A 16,970-nucleotide genomic window follows, 5' to 3' on the forward strand; every position below is an offset into this window, starting at 1 on the left:
AGACCAGACTGCCTACAAGATACCGGGCAATTTCAGCCTCTTCTCACGCGCACAGTCCAAGGCTTCGACGTAGCCGGCATCGGCATGCCGCATCACGCCCGTCGCCGGATCGTTCCACAGCACCCGCTCGAGCCGCTTCGCCGCCTCCGGCGTGCCGTCGGCGACGATCACCATGCCGGCATGCTGCGAATAGCCCATGCCGACGCCGCCGCCATGATGCAGCGAGACCCAGGTCGCGCCCGATGCGGTGTTGAGCAGGGCATTGAGCAGCGGCCAGTCGGACACCGCGTCCGATCCGTCCCGCATCGCCTCCGTCTCGCGATTGGGGCTGGCGACCGATCCGCTGTCGAGATGGTCGCGGCCGATCACGATCGGGGCCTTGAGCTCGCCGTTCGCCACCATCTCGTTGAAGGCGAGGCCGAGCCGGTGGCGGTCGCCCAGGCCCACCCAGCAGATGCGCGCGGGCAGGCCTTGGAAGTGGATGCGCTCGGCCGCCATGTCGAGCCAGTTGTGGAGATGCGCATTGTCGGGCAGCAGCTCCTTCACCTTGGCGTCGGTCCTGGCGATATCCTCGGGATCGCCCGACAGCGCCGCCCAGCGGAACGGGCCGATCCCCCGGCAGAAGAGCGGGCGGATATAGGCGGGGACGAAACCCGGGAAGTCGAAGGCATTCGAAACCCCCTCGTCGAGCGCGACCTGGCGGATGTTGTTGCCGTAATCGACCGTCGGAACGCCGGCTTTATGGAAGTCGAGCATCGCCTTCACATGCTGCGCCATCGAGGCCTTGGCGGCTTTCGCCACGCGTTCGGGGTCGCGCTCGCGGGCGGAGAGCCATTCGTCGACGGTCCAGCCGACGGGAAGATAGCCGTTGACCGGGTCGTGCGCGCTGGTCTGATCGGTGAGCAGGTCGGGGCGGATGCCGCGGGCGAACATCTCGGGCAGCAGTTCCGCCGCATTGCCGAGCAGGCCGACCGAGACCGGCTTGTCGGCGCTTTTGATGATCGCCAGCGCCTCGTCGATGCTCTCGGCGGCGCGGTCGAGATAGCCGGTGCGCAGGCGCATCTCGATCCGGCTCGGCTGGCATTCGATGGCGAGGCAGGAGGCGCCGGCCATCACCGCCGCCAGCGGCTGCGCGCCGCCCATGCCGCCGAGACCCGCAGTGAGCAGCCAGCGACCCTTCAGGCTCCCGCCATAATGCTGGCGGCCCATCTCGGCGAAGGTCTCGTAGGTACCCTGCACGATGCCCTGGGTGCCGATATAGATCCACGAGCCGGCGGTCATCTGGCCGTACATCGCCAGGCCCTTGCGATCGAGCTCGTTGAAATGCTCCCAGGTCGCCCAGTGCGGCACCAGGTTCGAGTTGGCGAGGAGGACGCGGGGGGCGTTCTCGTGGGTGCGGAACACGCCGACCGGCTTGCCCGACTGGATCAGCAGGGTCTCGTCGGCCTCCAGGTCGCGCAGCGCGGCGACGATCTTGTCATAGCTCTCCCAGTCGCGCGCCGCCCGGCCGATGCCGCCATAGACGACCAGTTCCTCGGGCCGCTCGGCCACGTCGGGGTGGAGGTTGTTCATCAGCATGCGCAGCGGCGCTTCGGTGAGCCAGCTCTTGGCGGTCAGTTCGGTGCCGGTGGCGGGCTTGATGATGCGGCTGTTGTCGAGGCGGGTCATTCCGGGGCTCCGGCAAATTCGAGGCAGGCGGTGAGGACGTTGGTCAGGGCCTCGCGCATCGGCGCGGCGCGGGCTTCGGTGTAGGGCGTGGGCCAATGGGCTTCGTCGAAGGCGGCGGGCTCGTCGATATAGCCGCGGCAGGCCAGCTCCATCTGGATGGCGTGGACGCCCTGCTCGGGGCGGCCATAATGGCGCGTGGTCCAGCCGCCGCGGAAGCGGCCGTCGGTCACCCGGCTCCAGGGTGTCGCGGCGCAGGCGGCCTCGACCGCGCGGGCGAGGGCGGGCGCACAGGTGGTGCCGCCATTGGTGCCGATGTTGAACTGGGGCAGCTCGCCATCGAACAGCCGGGGGACATGGCTGCGGATCGAGTGCGCGTCGTAGAGGACGATTTTGGGGTGGATCGCGCGGAGGCGGGCGATCTCGACCTCGATCGCGGCATGGTACGGATCGAAATAATGCTCGCGCCGCCAGGCGATGTTCGCGGCGTCGGGCATGTCGTCGCGGTAGAGCGGGTCACCGTCGAAGGTGGTGGTCGGGCAGAGTTCCGTGGTCGCCTGACCCGGGTAGAGCGAGGCGCCCGAGGGATCGCGGTTCACGTCGATGACGCTGCGGGAGATGGTGGTGCGGATGGTCGTGGCACCCAGCCCGGCGGCAAAGTCGTAGAGCCGGTGAATCCACCAGTCCGCGTCCTTGGTCGCCAGCCAGGGCGAAACAAAACGGTTCTTCAGATCGTGAAGCAGGTCCGTCCCGGTATGCGGGAAGGCGACGATCAGCGGCGCCTCGCCGCGATGGATCTCCAGCCAGCTCATGCGACGCCTGGCAGGACGATCCCTGCCGCCTCGGCCACCGTGCCCGCGCGGACCAGCGCGGTGGCGGCTTCGATATCGGGGTGGAAATGCCGGTCATGGTCGAGCGTCGGCACATCCTGGCGAAGGCGGGCGCGGACGCGCTCCAGCGCCTCGGACGAGGTAAGTCCGGCATGGAAGTCGCAGCCCTGCGCGGCGGCGAGCAGCTCGATGCCGATCACCCCGGCACAGTTCGCCGCCATGTCGAGCAGGCGGCGGGCACCGTGCGCGGCCATCGAGACATGGTCCTCCTGGTTAGCCGAGGTCGGGATCGAATCGACGCTGGCCGGAGTGGCGCGCTGCTTGTTCTCGGAGACGAGCGCCGCGGCGGTCACCTGGGGGATCATGAAGCCCGAGTTGAGGCCCGGCTGGGGCGTGAGGAAGGCGGGCAGGTTGGAGAGGGCAGGATCGACCAGCATGGCGATGCGACGCTCGGCAATCGAGCCGATCTCGCAGATCGCCAGCGCGATCATGTCCGCGGCGAAGGCGACCGGCTCGGCGTGGAAATTGCCGCCCGACAGCGCCTCGTCGGTATCGGGGAAGATCAGCGGGTTGTCGCTGACGCCGTTCGCCTCGGTCTCCAGCGTCGTGCCGGCCTGGCGGAGCAGGTCGAGCACCGCGCCCATCACCTGGGGCTGGCAGCGCAGGCAATAGGGGTCCTGGACGCGCGGATCATTGTCGCGGTGCGAGGCGCGGATCGCCGAGCCGGCCATCAGCGTGCGCAGCGTCTCGCCAACCGCGATCTGGCCGGGGTGGCGGCGCAGCTGGTGGATGCGCGGGTCGAAGGGGGCGTCGGTGCCCTTCGCCGCCTCGGTCGACAGCGCGCCGGTGACCAGCGCAGCCTGGAACAAAGTCTCGGTCTCGAACAAGGCGGCAAGGGCATTGGCGGTGGAGAATTGGGTGCCGTTGAGCAGTGCCAGGCCTTCCTTGGGGCCGAGCGTTACGGGCGCGAGGCCGGCTTCGGCCAGCGCCTGTTCGGCGGGAAGCACATGGCCATCCACTTCGATCGAGCCGACCCCGATCATTGTCGCTGCCATGTGCGAGAGCGGGGCGAGGTCGCCGCTGGCACCGACCGAGCCTTGGCTCGGTACCACGGGGGTGAGCCCCTTGGCGAGCATCGCTTCGAGCAGCTGGACGGTGGCCGGCTGCACGCCCGAGGCGCCCTGGGCCAGGCTGGCGAGCTTGAGCGCCATCATCAGCCGGACGACCGGGGCAGGCGAGGGGGCGCCGATGCCGGCGGCATGGCTCAGCACGATGTTGCGCTGGAGCGTGGCGAGGTCCTCGGCCTCGATCTTCACGCTGGCGAGCTTTCCGAAGCCGGTGTTGATTCCATAGACCGGTTCGCCATGCGCGAGGATGCGCGCGACTGCGGCGGCGCTCTCCGCGATGCGCGGGGCGGATGCGGGATCGAGCTTCGGCACCGCGCCGCGCCAGATTGCGCGCCATTCGGCCAGCGGCACGTCGCCGGGGATCAGCAGGATTTCGGTCATTCGCCCTTCCAGATACCTTTGAAGACTCTGGCATGGAGCGGGTTCAGCCCCATGCGATAGACAAGCTCGGCCGGCCGCTCGATGTCCCAGATCGCGAGGTCGCAGCTCTTGCCGGGTTCGATGGTGCCGATTTCGGTGTGGAGGCCCAGCGCGCGCGCCGCTTCGCGGGTCACGCCGGCCAGGCATTCCTCGACGGTGAGGCGGAACAACGTCGCGCCCATGTTCATGACGAGCAGCAGACTGGTCAGCGGGGAGGTGCCGGGATTGCAGTCGGTGGCGAGCGCGATGGGCACGCCGGCGTTCCGCAGCGCCTGGATCGGCGGCAGCTTGGTCTCGCGGACGAAATAGTACGCACCGGGCAGGAGCGTAGCGACGGTGCCGGCCCTGGACATTGCGGTAATGCCTGCATCGTCGAGATATTCGAGATGGTCGGCGGAGAGCGCGCCGTACGAAGCCGCCAGGGCGGCGCCATGCTGGTTGGAGAGCTGCTCGGCGTGGAGCTTGACGTTCAGGCCATGGGCCTTTGCCGCATCGAAGACCCGCGCGGTCTCCTCGGGCGTGAAGCCGATTCCCTCGCAAAAGGCGTCGACCGCATCGGCGAGGCCGCCGAGCGCCGGGATCATCTCGTTGCAGACCAGATCGATATAGCCCGCGCGGTCATCGGTATATTCGGGCGGCAGGGCATGCGCGCCGAGGAAGGTCGTCGCTATCCGAACGCCGCGCTCCTGTCCCAGGGCGCGGGCGGCGCGCAGCATCTTCAGCTCGTCATCAAGCGACAGGCCATAGCCGGACTTCACTTCGACCGTGGTCGCACCCTCGGCGATCAGCGCATCGAGCCGGGGGAGGGCGCTCGCCACCAGCTCCGCCTCGCTGGCTTCGCGGGTGGCGCGCATCGTCGAGACGATTCCGCCGCCGGCCCGGGCGATCTCCTCATAGCTGGCGCCCTGCAGCCGCAGCTCGAATTCGTGCGCGCGATCGCCGCCATGGACGAGGTGCGTGTGGCAATCGATCAGCCCGGGGGTGATCCAGCGGCCTTCGCAGTCGATCGTCTCGGCGGCGGCCGGCGCCTCGTGCGCGGGGCCGACCCAGGCGATCCGCCCGTCCTTAGCCGCGACGGCGCCATGCTCGATCGTGCCGAGGCCAGGCCCCGCCATCGTTGCGATCCGTGCGTTGGTCCAGAGTCGGTCCATGCCGCGCATCCTTGCCTGTGGGGCTGGTTATGTCTAGACATAATCAAAGGCGCGTCGCACACTTCAACCGTCATCCCGGCGAAAGCCGGGATCTCGTGCGGCTCTTTGCCCGCCTTCGCCTGAGATCCCGGCTTTCGCCGGGATGACGGAAATGGGTGGCGGGATGATGGCTATGAGGAAAGCTGGGCATGGATCTCTGGTTCGAAACCGCACTACTCCCCACCGGCTGGGCCGAGCGCGTCACCCTGCGCATCGCCGATGGGCGCATCGCCGAGGTCCTCCCGAACACCGATCCCACCCCCGACGCCGAGCGCCACCGCGTCGCCATCCCCGGCCTGGGCAATGTCCACAGCCACGGCTTCCAGCGCGGCATGTCCGGGCTCAGCGAGCGGCGCGGGCGGCCCGATGACGATTTCTGGAGCTGGCGCGAGATCATGTACCGGTTCCTCGACCGGCTCACCCCCGACGACATCGCCGCGATCACCGCCCAGGCCTATGTCGAGATGCTTGAGACCGGCTATACCCGGGTCGGCGAGTTCCATTATCTCCACAACGACGTGGACGGCGCCCGCTATGCCGATCCGGCCGAGACCGCCGGCGCGATCGTCCACGCCGCCGCGCAGACCGGCATCGGCCTGACCCTGCTTCCTGTCTTCTACGCGCATAGCGATTTCGGCGGGAAGGACCCCAAGCCCGGCCAGCGCCGCTTCCTTTCGGACGTCGATGGTTTCGCGAAGCTGGTCGAGGCGAGCCGCGACAAGCTTCCCGCCGATGCCGTGCTCGGCGTCGCCCCGCACTCGCTGCGTGCCGTCACGCCCGAGGAGCTGGCGGCCGTCACCGCGCTCACCGACGGCCCGATCCACATCCACGCCGCCGAGCAGGTCAAGGAAGTCCAGGCCTGCGAACAGTGGAGCGGCGCGCGCCCGGTCGAGTGGTTGCTCCACAATGCCGGGGTCGACGTGCGCTGGACGCTGATCCACGCGACGCACCTCAACGCCTCCGAGACCGACAGGCTCGCCCGATCCGGCGCGGTCGCCGGCCTGTGTCCGGTCACCGAGGCCAATCTCGGCGACGGCATCTTCCCCGCCGAGGCCTATCTCGCCGCCGGCGGGCGGATCGCCACCGGCACCGATTCCAACATCCAGATCGATGCGGTGTACGAGCTGCGCTCGATCGAATATTCGCAGCGCCTGTCGCTGCGCCGCCGCGCGATCCTCTCGCCCGAGGGGGCATCGGTCGGCGAGACGCTGTTCGGCGCGGCGCTTGCCGGTGCGGGGCAGGCGCTGGGCGTCGCGACCGGTATTGCGCCCGGCGCCCCGGCCGATATCGTGAGCCTGAACATGGACCATCCGAGCTTCGCCGGCGCTTCCGCCGATACAATCCTCGATCGCTGGATCTTCGCCGGCCGCGCCGGCGCGATCGACTGCGTCTGGCGTGCCGGCCAGTTGCAAGTCGTTCGCGGCAGGCACCACGCGGGCGAGGTTATTGCTAATCATTATCACAAAATCCTGGGGCGCCTGCTCGGGTGACGCTGCAGGAACGCATCCGCTCGGACATCGAGGAGCGCATCCGCTCGGGGGAATTGCGCCCCGGCGACCGCATCCCGTTCGAGCACGAACTGGTCGCGCACTATGGCTGCGCCCGCGCCACGGTCAGCAAGGCGCTGGAGCGGCTTGCCCATGCCGGGCTGATCGAGCGGCGGCGCAAGGTCGGCTCCTTCGTCGCGCATCCCCAGGTCCATGCCGCGGTGCTCGAAGTGCCCGATCTCGCCCAGCTGATCGCGGCGCGCGGCGAGGCATATCGCTGGGAGCTCGATACCTGCCGGGTGGTCAACCGCGATGCCGATATCGAAGTCTCGGGCATCCCGGCGCCGGCGCTGCTGATCGAGGGCGTGCACTTCGCCGGCGGCCAGCCCTTCGCGATGGAGCGCCGGCTGATCGCGCTCGACACCGTGCCGGTTCCCCGCGCCGACACGTTCGAGAGCGAGGCGCCCGGCTCCTGGCTGCTCCACCACGTCCCCTGGACCGATGCGCGTCACCGCATCCGCGCGGTTCCGGCCGGCGGGGCGCTGGCCAAAAGGCTCAGGCTCGACGCGCATGCCGCCTGCCTCCAGGTCGAGCGCTGGACCTGGCGGACGGGCAGGGCGGTGACCTTCGTCCGCCAGACCTTCCCGGGCGACCGCTACGACCTGGTCGCGGAGTTCACGCCGGGGGGATAGTTCTCGACCGCCGGCAATGATGTTCGATCGTCATCCCCGCGAAAGCGGGGACCCATCTCCTGAACTCTCCCCGGTTACAGCGGCGGTTGTACTTCCTGATTTCTCTCCGAGATGGGCCCCCGCTTTCGCGGGGGTGACGGCGGGTCGGGAAATTTGCCCCAAAGCGGGGCCTTCCCCTTTTCGCGCAGTTCGATAGGCTGGCGCGATGAACCTGCGGCACATCGAGATCTTCCACGCCGTCTATGTGAACGGCTCGGTGAGCGGGGCGGCGCGCGCGCTCAACGTGTCGCAGCCCTCGGTCTCCAAGATGCTGCGCCATGCCGAGAGCCTGCTCGGCTTCCAGCTTTTCCACCGCACCAATGGCCGGCTCGTCCCCACCGAGGACGCGCATACGCTGTTCACCGAAGTCTCGGAGATCCAGGACCGCGTCTATGCGCTGCGCGAGGCGGGGCGGAACCTGAAGCGCGGCGCCGGCGGCATGCTGCGCATCTCGGCGCTGCCGAGTTTGGCGCTCAACGCGCTGCCTACCGCCGTCTCGCGCTTCATGCGCAATCACGAGGGCGTGCGCTTCGACCTGCAGACCGTCCATCACGACGACCTGCTGCGCAAGCTCTATGAGCGCGAGACCGATGTCGCGATCGCCTATGAGGTGCCGCATGCCGCGCCGATCGGCCATCGCTGGCTGGGCGAGGGCGAGCTGGTGGTGCTCTACCGCGAGGAGGACATGCCCGACGCGCCGCCGCGCATCGAGCTGGACCGGCTGCGCGGCCGCCCGTTCATCAGCCTCGCCAATTCGGGCCCGATCGGCCAGCTGTTCAGCCAGGAATGCGCCCGGCTCGAGCTCGAGCTCGACGAGGTCATCTCGGCGCGCACCTTCTACATCGCCACCGCGCTGGTCGCCCAGGGCGTGGGGATGACGGTGGTGGACAGCTTCACCGCGCAGGCGTCGCTCGTCCCCGGCTTGTCGATGCGGCCGCTGAAGCCGCAGCTCACCTTCGACGTCCATGCGATGTTCCTGCTCAACCGGCCGCCCACCGCGCTGGCCACCGATTTCCTCAAGACCCTCGCCAAGGTAATCGACGCCTGAGGGTGCGCAGGCAGGTGCCATAACGACAGGCTATGCCGAGCGGCGCACTCGCTATGCGCGGTGCCGGATGCGGGGCGATAGCGTTATCACCCAATGATACCGGCACCTTACCTCCTTTACCTCGGTCACAGCACCGATTTCGTGGGCATCAAGACGTCGCGCGGTCTCGCCGAGTTCCGGCGGGACGATTGCGTGGGCGAGTTCCGCCACGACGATTCCACCCTCACGCTCAGCCTGCCACGCATGACCATCGCGGAAGGAGCGGCGGCGGGGGCGAAGACGCTCGTGCTCGGCATCGCCAATTCGGGCGGCGTCATGGGCGGCGACCTGGTCCGCGATGCGATGGCTGCGCTCAACGCGGGGATGAACATCGCCGCAGGGCTGCACCAGCGGCTGCGCGACGTGCCCGAGTTGGCCGCGCTCGCCAGGGAGAAGAACCTGCAGCTGTTCGACGTGCGCGATCCGCCGGCGGACATGAAGGTCGGCAATGGCTATGCCCGCGCCGGCCGCCGTATCCTCACGGTCGGCACCGATTGCTCGGTCGGCAAGATGTACACCACCATCGCGCTCACCGATGCGCTGAAGGCGCGTGGCGAGAAGGCCGATTTCCGTGCGACGGGCCAGACCGGCATCCTGATCGCCGGATCGGGCGTGCCGATCGACGCGGTCGTCGCCGATTTCATCTCGGGCGGGATCGAGGCGCTGGCGCCCGAGCGCACCGACGGCGGCTGGGACGTGATCGAAGGCCAGGGCTCGCTGTTCCACCCGAGCTTCGCCGGCGTCTCCACCGGCCTGCTCCACGGCGCCCAGCCCGAGGCGCTGGTGCTGTGCCATGATCCGAGCCGCAGCCATATGCGCGGCCTTCCGGGCCGGGCGCTGCCGGGGCTGAAGGAATGCCTGGAGGCCAATCTCCAGACCGCGCGCCTGACCAGCCCGAACGTCCGCGCCGTCGGCGTCTGCCTCAACACCTCCCGGATGGAGAAGGACGAGGCCCTGGCGCTGTGCCGCCAGATCGAGGCCGAGCTCGGCCTTCCCTGCACCGATCCGATCGCCTTCGGGGTCGAGGCGATCATCGACGAATTGCTATGCAGCGAACCCTCTCGGTCCGCCACGACCGCTTCGCGCTGACCAAGCCCTTCCGCATCTCGCGCGGGGTGAAGACCGAGGCCGATGTGGTCACGGTCACGATCCATGCGGGGGATGTCGAAGGCTGGGGCGAGGGCGTGCCCTATGCCCGTTATGGCGAGAGCGTGGAGAGCGCGCTCGCTGCGATCGAAGGCATCCGCCCGGCGATCGAGGCGGGGGCGGGGCGCGAGGAATTGCTGGCGCTGCTGCCGGCCGGTGCCGCCCGCAACGCCATGGATTGCGCGCTCTGGGACCTGGAGGCGCGCCAGGCGGGCACCAGCGTGGCTGCACTGATCGGGGCGCCCGAGCCGGGTCCGATCGCCAGCGCGCTGACCATCGTGATCGACACGCCGATGATGATGGGCTGCGCTGCGCGCCGCCTTGCCCATGTGCCGTTGCTCAAGGTGAAGGTCGACGCGCGGCTGCCCGACGCCCAGATCCGCGCGGTCCGCACCGGCGCGCCGGATGCCAGGCTGATCGTCGATCCGAACGAAAGCTGGGACGCCACTCTGGTCGAGGCGATGCAGCCGGTGCTGGCCGAGCTGAAGGTCGACCTGCTCGAGCAGCCGGTCGCCGCTGGGATCGACGCCTGCCTCGAGACGTTCCGCCCGCTGGTGCCGATCGCCGCGGATGAATCGATCCACACCAGCGCAGAGCTGGACGTGATCGCGGGCCGCTATCAGGTGGTGAACGTCAAGCTCGACAAGTCCGGCGGCCTCACCGAAGGCCTGAAGCTCGCCCAGGCCGCGCGGGAACGCGGGCTCGGGCTGATGACCGGCTGCATGGTCAGCTCGTCGCTGTCGATCGCCGCCGCGCTGCACATCGCCCGCATGTCCGATTTCGTCGATCTTGACGGTCCCATCTGGCTCGCCAAGGATCGCCCGGGCGGAGTCGAGGATCGCGACGGCACGCTCTATCCGCCACTTCCGGGATTTTGGGGAACATGATGAAGACCGCGCTGCTGCTGGGGATCGCCGCCATCTCGCTGGGCGCCGCCGCGCCGGCCCCGCCGCAGAAGGTCGATCTGCTGATCCGCGGCGGCACGATCTACACCGGCTCGGACGCGCCGTTCATCGGCGATGTCGCGATCAGCGGCGACCATATCCTCTCGGTGAGCAAGCATGCGAACGTGCTTGCCGCGCGGGTGATCGATGCCAAGGGCATGATCGTCGCCCCCGGCTTCATCGATCCGCACACGCATATGGGCGAGGATCTCGCCTCGGACGACCAGGCCAGGCGGCTGATTCCCGCCTTCCTCATGCAGGGCGTCACCACCGCGTTCATCGGCAATGACGGCGGCGGCGATCCCGATGTCGCCAAGGTGCTGGGCAGCGCGAAGGCGAAGCCGGTGGGCATCAACTATGCGAGCTGGGTCGGCTTCGGCGCGATCCGCGAGAAGGTGGTGGGCGAGGACAATCGCGCGCCGACGCCGGAAGAGCTGGCGAGGATGAAGGGGCTGGTCGCCGATGCGATGTGCCACGGCGCGCTCGGCCTCTCGACCGGCCTGTTCTATGCGCCGCAGAGCTTCGCCAAGACCGAGGAAGTGATCGCGCTGGCCAGGGAAGCGGGCAAGCGCGGCGGCAGCTATGACAGCCATATCCGCGACGAGAGCAGCTACACCGTCGGCCTGGTCGCCGCGATCGACGAGGCGATCCGCATCGGCCGCGAGGGCGGGCTGCCCGCGCATATCAGCCATATCAAGGCGCTCGGCGTAGACGTGCAGGGCCAGGCGCCGAAGATCATCGCGATGGTCGAGGCCGCGCGCGCCCGCGGCGAGAAGGTGACGGCGAACCAGTACCCCTGGTCGGCATCGGGCACGAGCCTGGTCGCCTCGCTTGTGCCGCTCTGGGCCCAGGATGGCGGCCGTCCGGCGCTGCTCAAGCGCTTCGACGATCCGTCGCTGACCCAGAAGATGCATGACGGCATGGTCGAGAACCTGCGCAAGCGCGGTGGGGCGGACAAGCTGCTGATCGTCGAGGGCAAGTACAAGAACCGCTATCTCGATGCGGTGGCCAAGGAGATGAACCTGGCGCCGGTCGATGCGGCGATCGCGGTGATCCGCATCGGCGATCCCGGCACCGTCTCGTTCAACCAGAGCGAGGCAGACATCGCCGCCTTCATGAAGCAGCCCTGGGTGATGACCGGGTCGGACGCCTCGGGCGGCCATCCGCGCGTCTATGGCAGCTTCGCGCGCAAGTACGACAAGTACGTCAAGGCCGATCATGTGATCACGCTGCGCCAGTTCATCGAGCGCAGCTCCTCGCTGACCGCCGACACCTTCGGGCTGACGGGGCGCGGGCATCTGCGCAGCGGCGCCTTCGCCGATGTCGTGGTGTTCGATCCCAGGACCTATGCCTCGCGCGCCACTTACGAGGATCCGGCGCAGCTGGCAGCGGGCGTGCGGACGGTGGTGGTCAACGGTGTCGTCGCGGTCGACAAGGGCGCGATGACCGGCAAGGCCGCCGGCCGCGCGCTGGCGCATAAGCCGACGCCGGGTACGTGCGGCTAACAGACAAGAGCCTGTTCGTGCTCCTGCGAAAGCAGGAGCCCAGGGCAACGGGCGGATCGTTTTGGGCTCTGGGCTCCTGCTTCCGCAGGAGCACGGTGGAGGGGTGGGTAGCATGAAAACTTGGTTCGGCATCGCGCTATGGAAGCGCGTCCTCGCCTTCCTCGCACTCGGCGTGGTCTTCGCGCTGGTGGCGCCCCAGGCGACGCCGTACGTCCAGTTCATCGGCGATCTGTTCGTCCGGGCGATCCGCATGCTGGTGGCGCCGATCGTGCTGGTGACGATCGCCTCGGGCATCACCACGCTCGCCGATCCCAAGCGGCTCGGCAGCCTGGGCGGGCGGACCGTCGGCATGTTCGCGCTGACCACCTTCATCGCCGTCTCGATCGGCATGCTGGTCGCCGCGATCGTCCAGCCCGGCATCGGCGCGCCGCTGGGCACGGCCGAGGCGCATGTGCTGGGCAAGCCGGTCGCGCCCTATGAGCAGTTGATCAACATCATCCCCACCAACATCTTCGACGCGCTGGCCAAGGGCGACATGCTCGCGCTGATCTTCACCTCGATCCTGATCGGCTGCGGCACGGTGGTGGCGGGGGAGGCGGGCAAGCCCTTCGCCAATCTGCTCCAGTCGACCTCGGCAGTCCTTCTGCGGGTCGTCGGGCTGGTGATGGAAGCGACGCCGTTCGGCGTGTTCGCGCTGATCGCCAACGCCGTGGCGGCGAACGGCGCGGCGGTGTTCGTCCATGTCGGCTGGCTGGCGCTGGCGGTGGTGCTCGGCTCGCTGCTCCAGATGCTGGTGGTGCACAGCCTGCTCCTGCGCTTCGTCGCGCGCCTGCCGCTGCTGCCCTTCTTCCGCGGCATCGTCGACGCGCTGGCGGTGGCCTTCTCGACCGCTTCGAGCGGCGCGACCCTGCCGGTGGCGATGCGCGTCTCCGAGCAGAATCTCGGCATCGGCCGCCCGGTCTTCTCCACCGTGCTGCCGCTCGGCGCGAGCATCGGCAAGGACGGCACCGCGATGTATGTCGGGCTGCTTTCGATGTTCGCCCTCCAGGCCTTCGGCGTGCACCTGACCCCGACCGTCTACGCCACGGTGCTGCTGACCGGCGCGCTCGCCGCCTTCGGGACGGCGCCGGTGCCCTCGGCCTCGCTGTTCATGCTGGCTGCCGTGCTGAGCGCGGTCGGCGTCTCGCCCGAGCAGACGGCTTTGGTGGTCGGCTTCGTGCTGCCGTTCGACCGGCTGCTCGACATGACCCGCACGGTGCCGAGCGCGAGCGCGAACCTGACGGTGGCCACGCTGGTGGCGCGCTGGGAAGGCGAGCTGGACGAGGAAGTCTACAAGGCGCCGGATATGGCCTAGAAAGCCCTCTCCCTTTGGGAGAGGGTTGGGTGAGGGCAGCCTCTCGACGTAGAGGTGCGACTGCCCTCCTCCCTCCCACCGCCTTCGGCGACGGGCCCCTCCCTTCTCCCAATGGGAGAAGGGGTTTAGTCCAGCGAAACCTCGCGCCCCGCCACCCACACCCGCTTCACCGCGTACAGGTCCCGGAACGTCACGTCCGGCGCGCCGCCGGTCAGCACCAAGTCGGCCCGGGCGCCCTTGCGGATCACGCCTTCGTCCTTCCGTCCCATGATGCCCGCGCTCACCTTCGTCCCTGCCTCGATCGCCTCGGCAGGCGTGAAGCCCAGCTCGGTCAGGATGCGCATCTCGCGCAGCGCGCCGAAGCCCGGATAGACGCCCTCGATGCCGGTGTCGGTGCCCACGCCGATGCGGATCCTGGCCGCCTTCAGCCGGCGGATATTGTCGCGCATGATCGACCAGCGCCTGCTGTCATAGGGCGCGATCGCCTCACCCTTGGCCTGTCGCGCCGTCTCGCGCGCCTGCTGCTCGGGGGTGAGCAGCGCCAGCTCCTCGGGCGCCAGCACCCGCGCCTCGAGCGGCTCATAGGTCGCCAGCGTCGCGACATAGGCCATGTGGTGCTTCTTCATCAGGCGGATCAGCTCGTCATCGACCAGCGCGTCGCCCACGCCGTGCGCAACCGAGTCTACGCCCGCCCGCGCCGCGATCTTGGCGCCCTCCAGCGTCACCGTATGCGTCAGCACCTTGATGCCCGCCTTGTGCGCATCCGCGACGATCGCGGCGAGGGTCGGCTCGTCCATGCTCGGCCGGTCGGGACGGTCCGGGTCGCCATAGCGCCAGCCGTCGTTGAACACCTTCACCATGTCGGGCCTGTAGACCAGCGCCCCGGCCATCGCCGCATGCGCCTCGGCCGGGGTGGTGACCTGGATGGTGATCGAGTTGGTGAACTGGCTCTCGGTGCCATGTCCGTCGGGCACGCCGAGCCGCACTGCCAGAGTGAGGCGCGGCGTATCCGCCTGCAGCGCCCGGATCCCGGCCATCATCGCACCCGAGACCGAGAATTCGTTCACGCTGGTCACGCCCGCCCGCAGATAGGGCAGGTAGAAGCGATGCAGCGACGCCGCGTCGGTGAACGCCTCGCGCCGCGTATGGATGTGGAGGTCGTGCAGTCCGGGGATCAGCGTCATCCCGGTCGCGTCGATCACCTCGGTGCCCTCGGGCACGCGCAGCTTCCTGCCGACCCGCGCGACCTTGCCGTCTTCGATCAGCACGTCGGCGATCTTCGCCGGCTTGCCAGTGCCGTCGAACACCCGCGCCCCGTGGATCAGCGTCGCGCGCTCCTGCGCCTCCGCACTGCCCGCTCCGGCCATAGCCGCCACTGCCATCAGCCACCTCATTTCAGATGTCCGTCGAAGAAGGAGATGGTGCGGCGATAGGCGGTGAGCCAGTCGGCATAGCGGAAGAATTCGTGGCGCTCATTGGGGAAGACCAGCTCCTCATGCGGGATGCGCCGCGCCGCCAGCTCGCGGGCGAGCAGCAGAGACTGGGCGAAGTCGACATTGCGGTCGTCGTCGCCGTGCACGAGCAGCACCGGCGAGCGCCATGTCTCGATCGATCCCATCGGCGAGCTTTCCCACTGCTTCTGCCGCACCGCAGCTTGCCGCTCGGGCGCGGTGCCGTTGTCGACATTGCGGAGCAGGCTGTGGACGCCGTGGAAGTCCGCGCCCGCCTTGAACAGGTCGCTGTTCCGCGCCAGCGCCAGCGCGGTCAGATATCCGCCCCAGCTGCCGCCCCAGATGCCGATCTTCTCGGGCGCCACGTCCTTCTGCGCCGCCAGCCAGCGCCCGCCGGCGAGCACGTCGCGATACTCGCTGGCGCCGTCGCGGGCGATCTCCGGAGCGTCGCGGAAGGCCTGCCCATAGCCGGTGCCGCTGCGGTAGTTGACCGAGAGCACCGTATAGCCCTTCGCCGCCAGCGCTTGGTTCATCACATAGGCGTTCGAATAATATTGGCTGTGGTGGAAGCCGAGCACCATCTGCCGGCGCGGCCCGCCATGGACGAAGATCAGCGCCGGGCGCGGCCCCTTGCCCTTGCCCCGGAACAGCTGGCCATGGACGGTCACCCCGTCCGCGGCGGCATAGGTGACCGCCTCGGGCTCGATCGCGCCCTTCAGCTCTGCCACCTCGCCCAGCGGCGCCAGTGCCTTGGCCAGCACCGGATGCGCCGGGTGGCTGGCATCCGCGCCGATGCCGGCGAGCTGTCCGCCCGCGAACAGCGGCAGGCTCTCGCTGCCCTTGCCATTGGTGATCCGCTTCGCCGCGCCGCCAGCCGCCGGCACCTGCCAGAAATGCCGCCGGTCGGCCTCGTCGGCATTGGCGGCGAAGGTCACCACGTCATCGGCGCCGAGAATGAAGGTCTCGACCTCGAACCCGCCCGGGGTCAGCTCGCGCGGCTCGCCACCCCTGGCCGCATCGATCGCATAGACATGGAGGAAGCCGGTCCGCTCCCAGGGGAAGAGCAGCTGGCCAGCCTTGCTCCACCAGAGATTGTGCTGGCGCGTGCCGTAATAGCGCCCGCCCATGCCCTGCGGCGCGGTCCAGAGCGTGCGCGCCTTGCCCGTCGCCGCATCGGCCACCCGCAGCGACCAATAGGGGCCGCCGTCGCGCGCCGCGCCGGATGGCGGATCGAGATACTGGATATAGGCGACCTGTGTGCCGTCGGGCGACAGCGCCGGCTCGACCGAATAGCCGAGCGCCGGTTCCATATAGGTCAGCCTGCCGCCATCGACATCGAGCAGCGCGACGAACGCATGGTCGTTGCGATTATCGACGAACAGCAGCTTGCGGCCGTCGGGCGTCCATTTCAGGTCGGTCACCTCGCCGGGCACCGTCGCGATCCGCGCCGCCTTGCCGCCCTGCCACAGCCACAGCTCGCCGCGCCGGGTGAAGGCAATGCGCTGCCCGTCGGGCGAGAAGATGGGCAGGTGTCCGTCTCCGATGGGCGTGGGATCTCCGCCCTCTTCAACGACGAACACCTGCTGCCCCGGCGTCGAGATTGCCGAGGCGGTATTGGGAATCTTGCCGTCGGGGAACTCGTCATCCCCGCCGCGCACGAAGGCGATGCGCCGCCCGTCCGGGCTCAGCGCCAGATCGTAGAGCATCATGCCGTCATCCTCGGCATAGCGCGTCAGCTGCCGGGCCTTTTGCCCCGCATCGGCCACCCAGAGGTTGCGCGCGCCGGCGCGGTTCTCGACCCAGGCGAAGCGCGGCACGTCGCGTGCCCCCGCCATCTGGCTGGCAGTGGGCAAGGCGAGCGCTGCCGCCAGGTCGTCGGTCTGGGCCAGCGCCGGCGCGGCCAGGGCCAGCGTCATGGTGCAGCATAGGGTGAGGGTGGTCCGCATCATCTTCATTACGCCAGCGTGCCGGGCCTATGTTGCCCAAACAATGCTGGCATGCGCGGCGGTTATGCCCGGGCGACTCCTCTGAAT

At 68.9% G+C, this 16,970-nt stretch carries 13 protein-coding genes; 7 read left to right on the plus strand and 6 right to left on the minus strand.

Features of this window, described 5'->3' with window-relative positions; translation table 11 throughout:
• Window positions 1-12 precede the first annotated feature (12 nt).
• Genes hutU through hutI form a run of 4 tightly spaced genes read right to left on the minus strand, consistent with a single transcriptional unit; the run spans window position 13 to window position 5,193 of the window.
• The gene (hutU, locus tag J2W22_RS20465) at window positions 13-1,668 is read right to left on the minus strand and encodes a urocanate hydratase (protein ID WP_307120126.1); all 1,656 of its coding nucleotides are present in this window, start codon (window positions 1,666-1,668) and stop codon (window positions 13-15) included.
• Window positions 1,665-2,477 carry an N-formylglutamate deformylase gene (gene hutG / locus J2W22_RS20470; RefSeq protein ID WP_307120127.1) on the minus strand — a complete coding sequence of 271 codons (813 nt, stop codon included), beginning with the start codon at window positions 2,475-2,477 and terminating at the stop codon, window positions 1,665-1,667. The genes hutU and hutG overlap by 4 nt, the downstream gene beginning before the upstream one ends.
• Window positions 2,474-4,003 (minus strand): histidine ammonia-lyase, encoded by a 1,530-nt coding sequence (gene hutH, locus J2W22_RS20475; protein ID WP_307120128.1) that lies wholly within the window; start codon window positions 4,001-4,003, stop codon window positions 2,474-2,476. The genes hutG and hutH overlap by 4 nt, the downstream gene beginning before the upstream one ends.
• Entirely contained in the window at window positions 4,000-5,193 is a 1,194-nt protein-coding gene (gene hutI, locus J2W22_RS20480) for an imidazolonepropionase (protein ID WP_373423004.1), read from the minus strand. The genes hutH and hutI overlap by 4 nt, the downstream gene beginning before the upstream one ends.
• A gap of 188 nt (window positions 5,194-5,381) precedes the next feature.
• Here hutI and J2W22_RS20485 point away from each other — a divergent pair, with 188 nt between their 5' ends.
• From J2W22_RS20485 to J2W22_RS20515, 7 genes are all read left to right on the plus strand, one after another.
• Entirely contained in the window at window positions 5,382-6,722 is a 1,341-nt protein-coding gene (locus tag J2W22_RS20485; protein WP_307120130.1) for a formimidoylglutamate deiminase, read from the plus strand.
• Entirely contained in the window at window positions 6,719-7,411 is a 693-nt protein-coding gene (locus J2W22_RS20490) for a UTRA domain-containing protein (protein ID WP_307120131.1), read from the plus strand. The genes J2W22_RS20485 and J2W22_RS20490 overlap by 4 nt, the downstream gene beginning before the upstream one ends.
• Window positions 7,412-7,616: 205 nt before the next feature.
• The gene (locus J2W22_RS20495) at window positions 7,617-8,498 is read left to right on the plus strand and encodes a LysR family transcriptional regulator (RefSeq protein WP_307120132.1); all 882 of its coding nucleotides are present in this window, start codon (window positions 7,617-7,619) and stop codon (window positions 8,496-8,498) included.
• A 93-nt stretch (window positions 8,499-8,591) separates the two neighbouring features.
• Window positions 8,592-9,626 (plus strand): N-acetyltransferase DgcN, encoded by a 1,035-nt coding sequence (gene dgcN / locus J2W22_RS20500; RefSeq protein WP_307120133.1) that lies wholly within the window; start codon window positions 8,592-8,594, stop codon window positions 9,624-9,626.
• Window positions 9,584-10,570 (plus strand): N-acetyl-D-Glu racemase DgcA, encoded by a 987-nt coding sequence (gene dgcA, locus J2W22_RS20505; RefSeq protein WP_307120134.1) that lies wholly within the window; start codon window positions 9,584-9,586, stop codon window positions 10,568-10,570. The genes dgcN and dgcA overlap by 43 nt, the downstream gene beginning before the upstream one ends.
• Window positions 10,570-12,132 carry an N-acyl-D-amino-acid deacylase family protein gene (locus J2W22_RS20510; protein ID WP_307120135.1) on the plus strand — a complete coding sequence of 521 codons (1,563 nt, stop codon included), beginning with the start codon at window positions 10,570-10,572 and terminating at the stop codon, window positions 12,130-12,132. The genes dgcA and J2W22_RS20510 overlap by 1 nt, the downstream gene beginning before the upstream one ends.
• A gap of 112 nt (window positions 12,133-12,244) precedes the next feature.
• Window positions 12,245-13,486 carry a dicarboxylate/amino acid:cation symporter gene (locus J2W22_RS20515; RefSeq protein WP_307120136.1) on the plus strand — a complete coding sequence of 414 codons (1,242 nt, stop codon included), beginning with the start codon at window positions 12,245-12,247 and terminating at the stop codon, window positions 13,484-13,486.
• Window positions 13,487-13,611: 125 nt separating this feature from the next.
• Here the strand turns inward: J2W22_RS20515 and J2W22_RS20520 are convergent, their stop codons facing one another.
• The gene (locus J2W22_RS20520; RefSeq protein ID WP_307120137.1) at window positions 13,612-14,868 is read right to left on the minus strand and encodes an amidohydrolase family protein; all 1,257 of its coding nucleotides are present in this window, start codon (window positions 14,866-14,868) and stop codon (window positions 13,612-13,614) included.
• Between the two features lie 8 nt (window positions 14,869-14,876).
• Window positions 14,877-16,886, minus strand: coding sequence for a S9 family peptidase (locus J2W22_RS20525; protein ID WP_307120138.1), 2,010 nt, complete (start codon window positions 16,884-16,886; stop codon window positions 14,877-14,879).
• Window positions 16,887-16,970 lie beyond the last annotated feature (84 nt).

Origin of the sequence: Sphingomonas kyeonggiensis (assembly GCF_030812785.1) — a bacterium.
GTDB classification, from domain to species: Bacteria; Pseudomonadota; Alphaproteobacteria; order Sphingomonadales; family Sphingomonadaceae; genus Sphingomonas; species Sphingomonas kyeonggiensis_B.

What these genes read in the sequence shown, in the direction of transcription:
- J2W22_RS20495 (WP_307120132.1), top strand. Translation starts at nt 7,617, where the DNA reads ATGAACCTGCGGCACATCGAGATCTTCCACGCCGTCTATGTGAACGGC.
- J2W22_RS20515 (WP_307120136.1), top strand. Translation starts at nt 12,245, where the DNA reads ATGAAAACTTGGTTCGGCATCGCGCTATGGAAGCGCGTCCTCGCCTTC.
- dgcA (WP_307120134.1), top strand. Translation starts at nt 9,584, where the DNA reads ATGCAGCGAACCCTCTCGGTCCGCCACGACCGCTTCGCGCTGACCAAG.
- hutU (WP_307120126.1), bottom strand. Translation starts at nt 1,668, where the DNA reads ATGACCCGCCTCGACAACAGCCGCATCATCAAGCCCGCCACCGGCACC.
- J2W22_RS20520 (WP_307120137.1), bottom strand. Translation starts at nt 14,868, where the DNA reads ATGGCAGTGGCGGCTATGGCCGGAGCGGGCAGTGCGGAGGCGCAGGAG.
- dgcN (WP_307120133.1), top strand. Translation starts at nt 8,592, where the DNA reads ATGATACCGGCACCTTACCTCCTTTACCTCGGTCACAGCACCGATTTC.
- J2W22_RS20510 (WP_307120135.1), top strand. Translation starts at nt 10,570, where the DNA reads ATGAAGACCGCGCTGCTGCTGGGGATCGCCGCCATCTCGCTGGGCGCC.
- J2W22_RS20485 (WP_307120130.1), top strand. Translation starts at nt 5,382, where the DNA reads ATGGATCTCTGGTTCGAAACCGCACTACTCCCCACCGGCTGGGCCGAG.
- hutH (WP_307120128.1), bottom strand. Translation starts at nt 4,003, where the DNA reads ATGACCGAAATCCTGCTGATCCCCGGCGACGTGCCGCTGGCCGAATGG.
- hutG (WP_307120127.1), bottom strand. Translation starts at nt 2,477, where the DNA reads ATGAGCTGGCTGGAGATCCATCGCGGCGAGGCGCCGCTGATCGTCGCC.
- hutI (WP_373423004.1), bottom strand. Translation starts at nt 5,193, where the DNA reads ATGGACCGACTCTGGACCAACGCACGGATCGCAACGATGGCGGGGCCT.
- J2W22_RS20525 (WP_307120138.1), bottom strand. Translation starts at nt 16,886, where the DNA reads ATGATGCGGACCACCCTCACCCTATGCTGCACCATGACGCTGGCCCTG.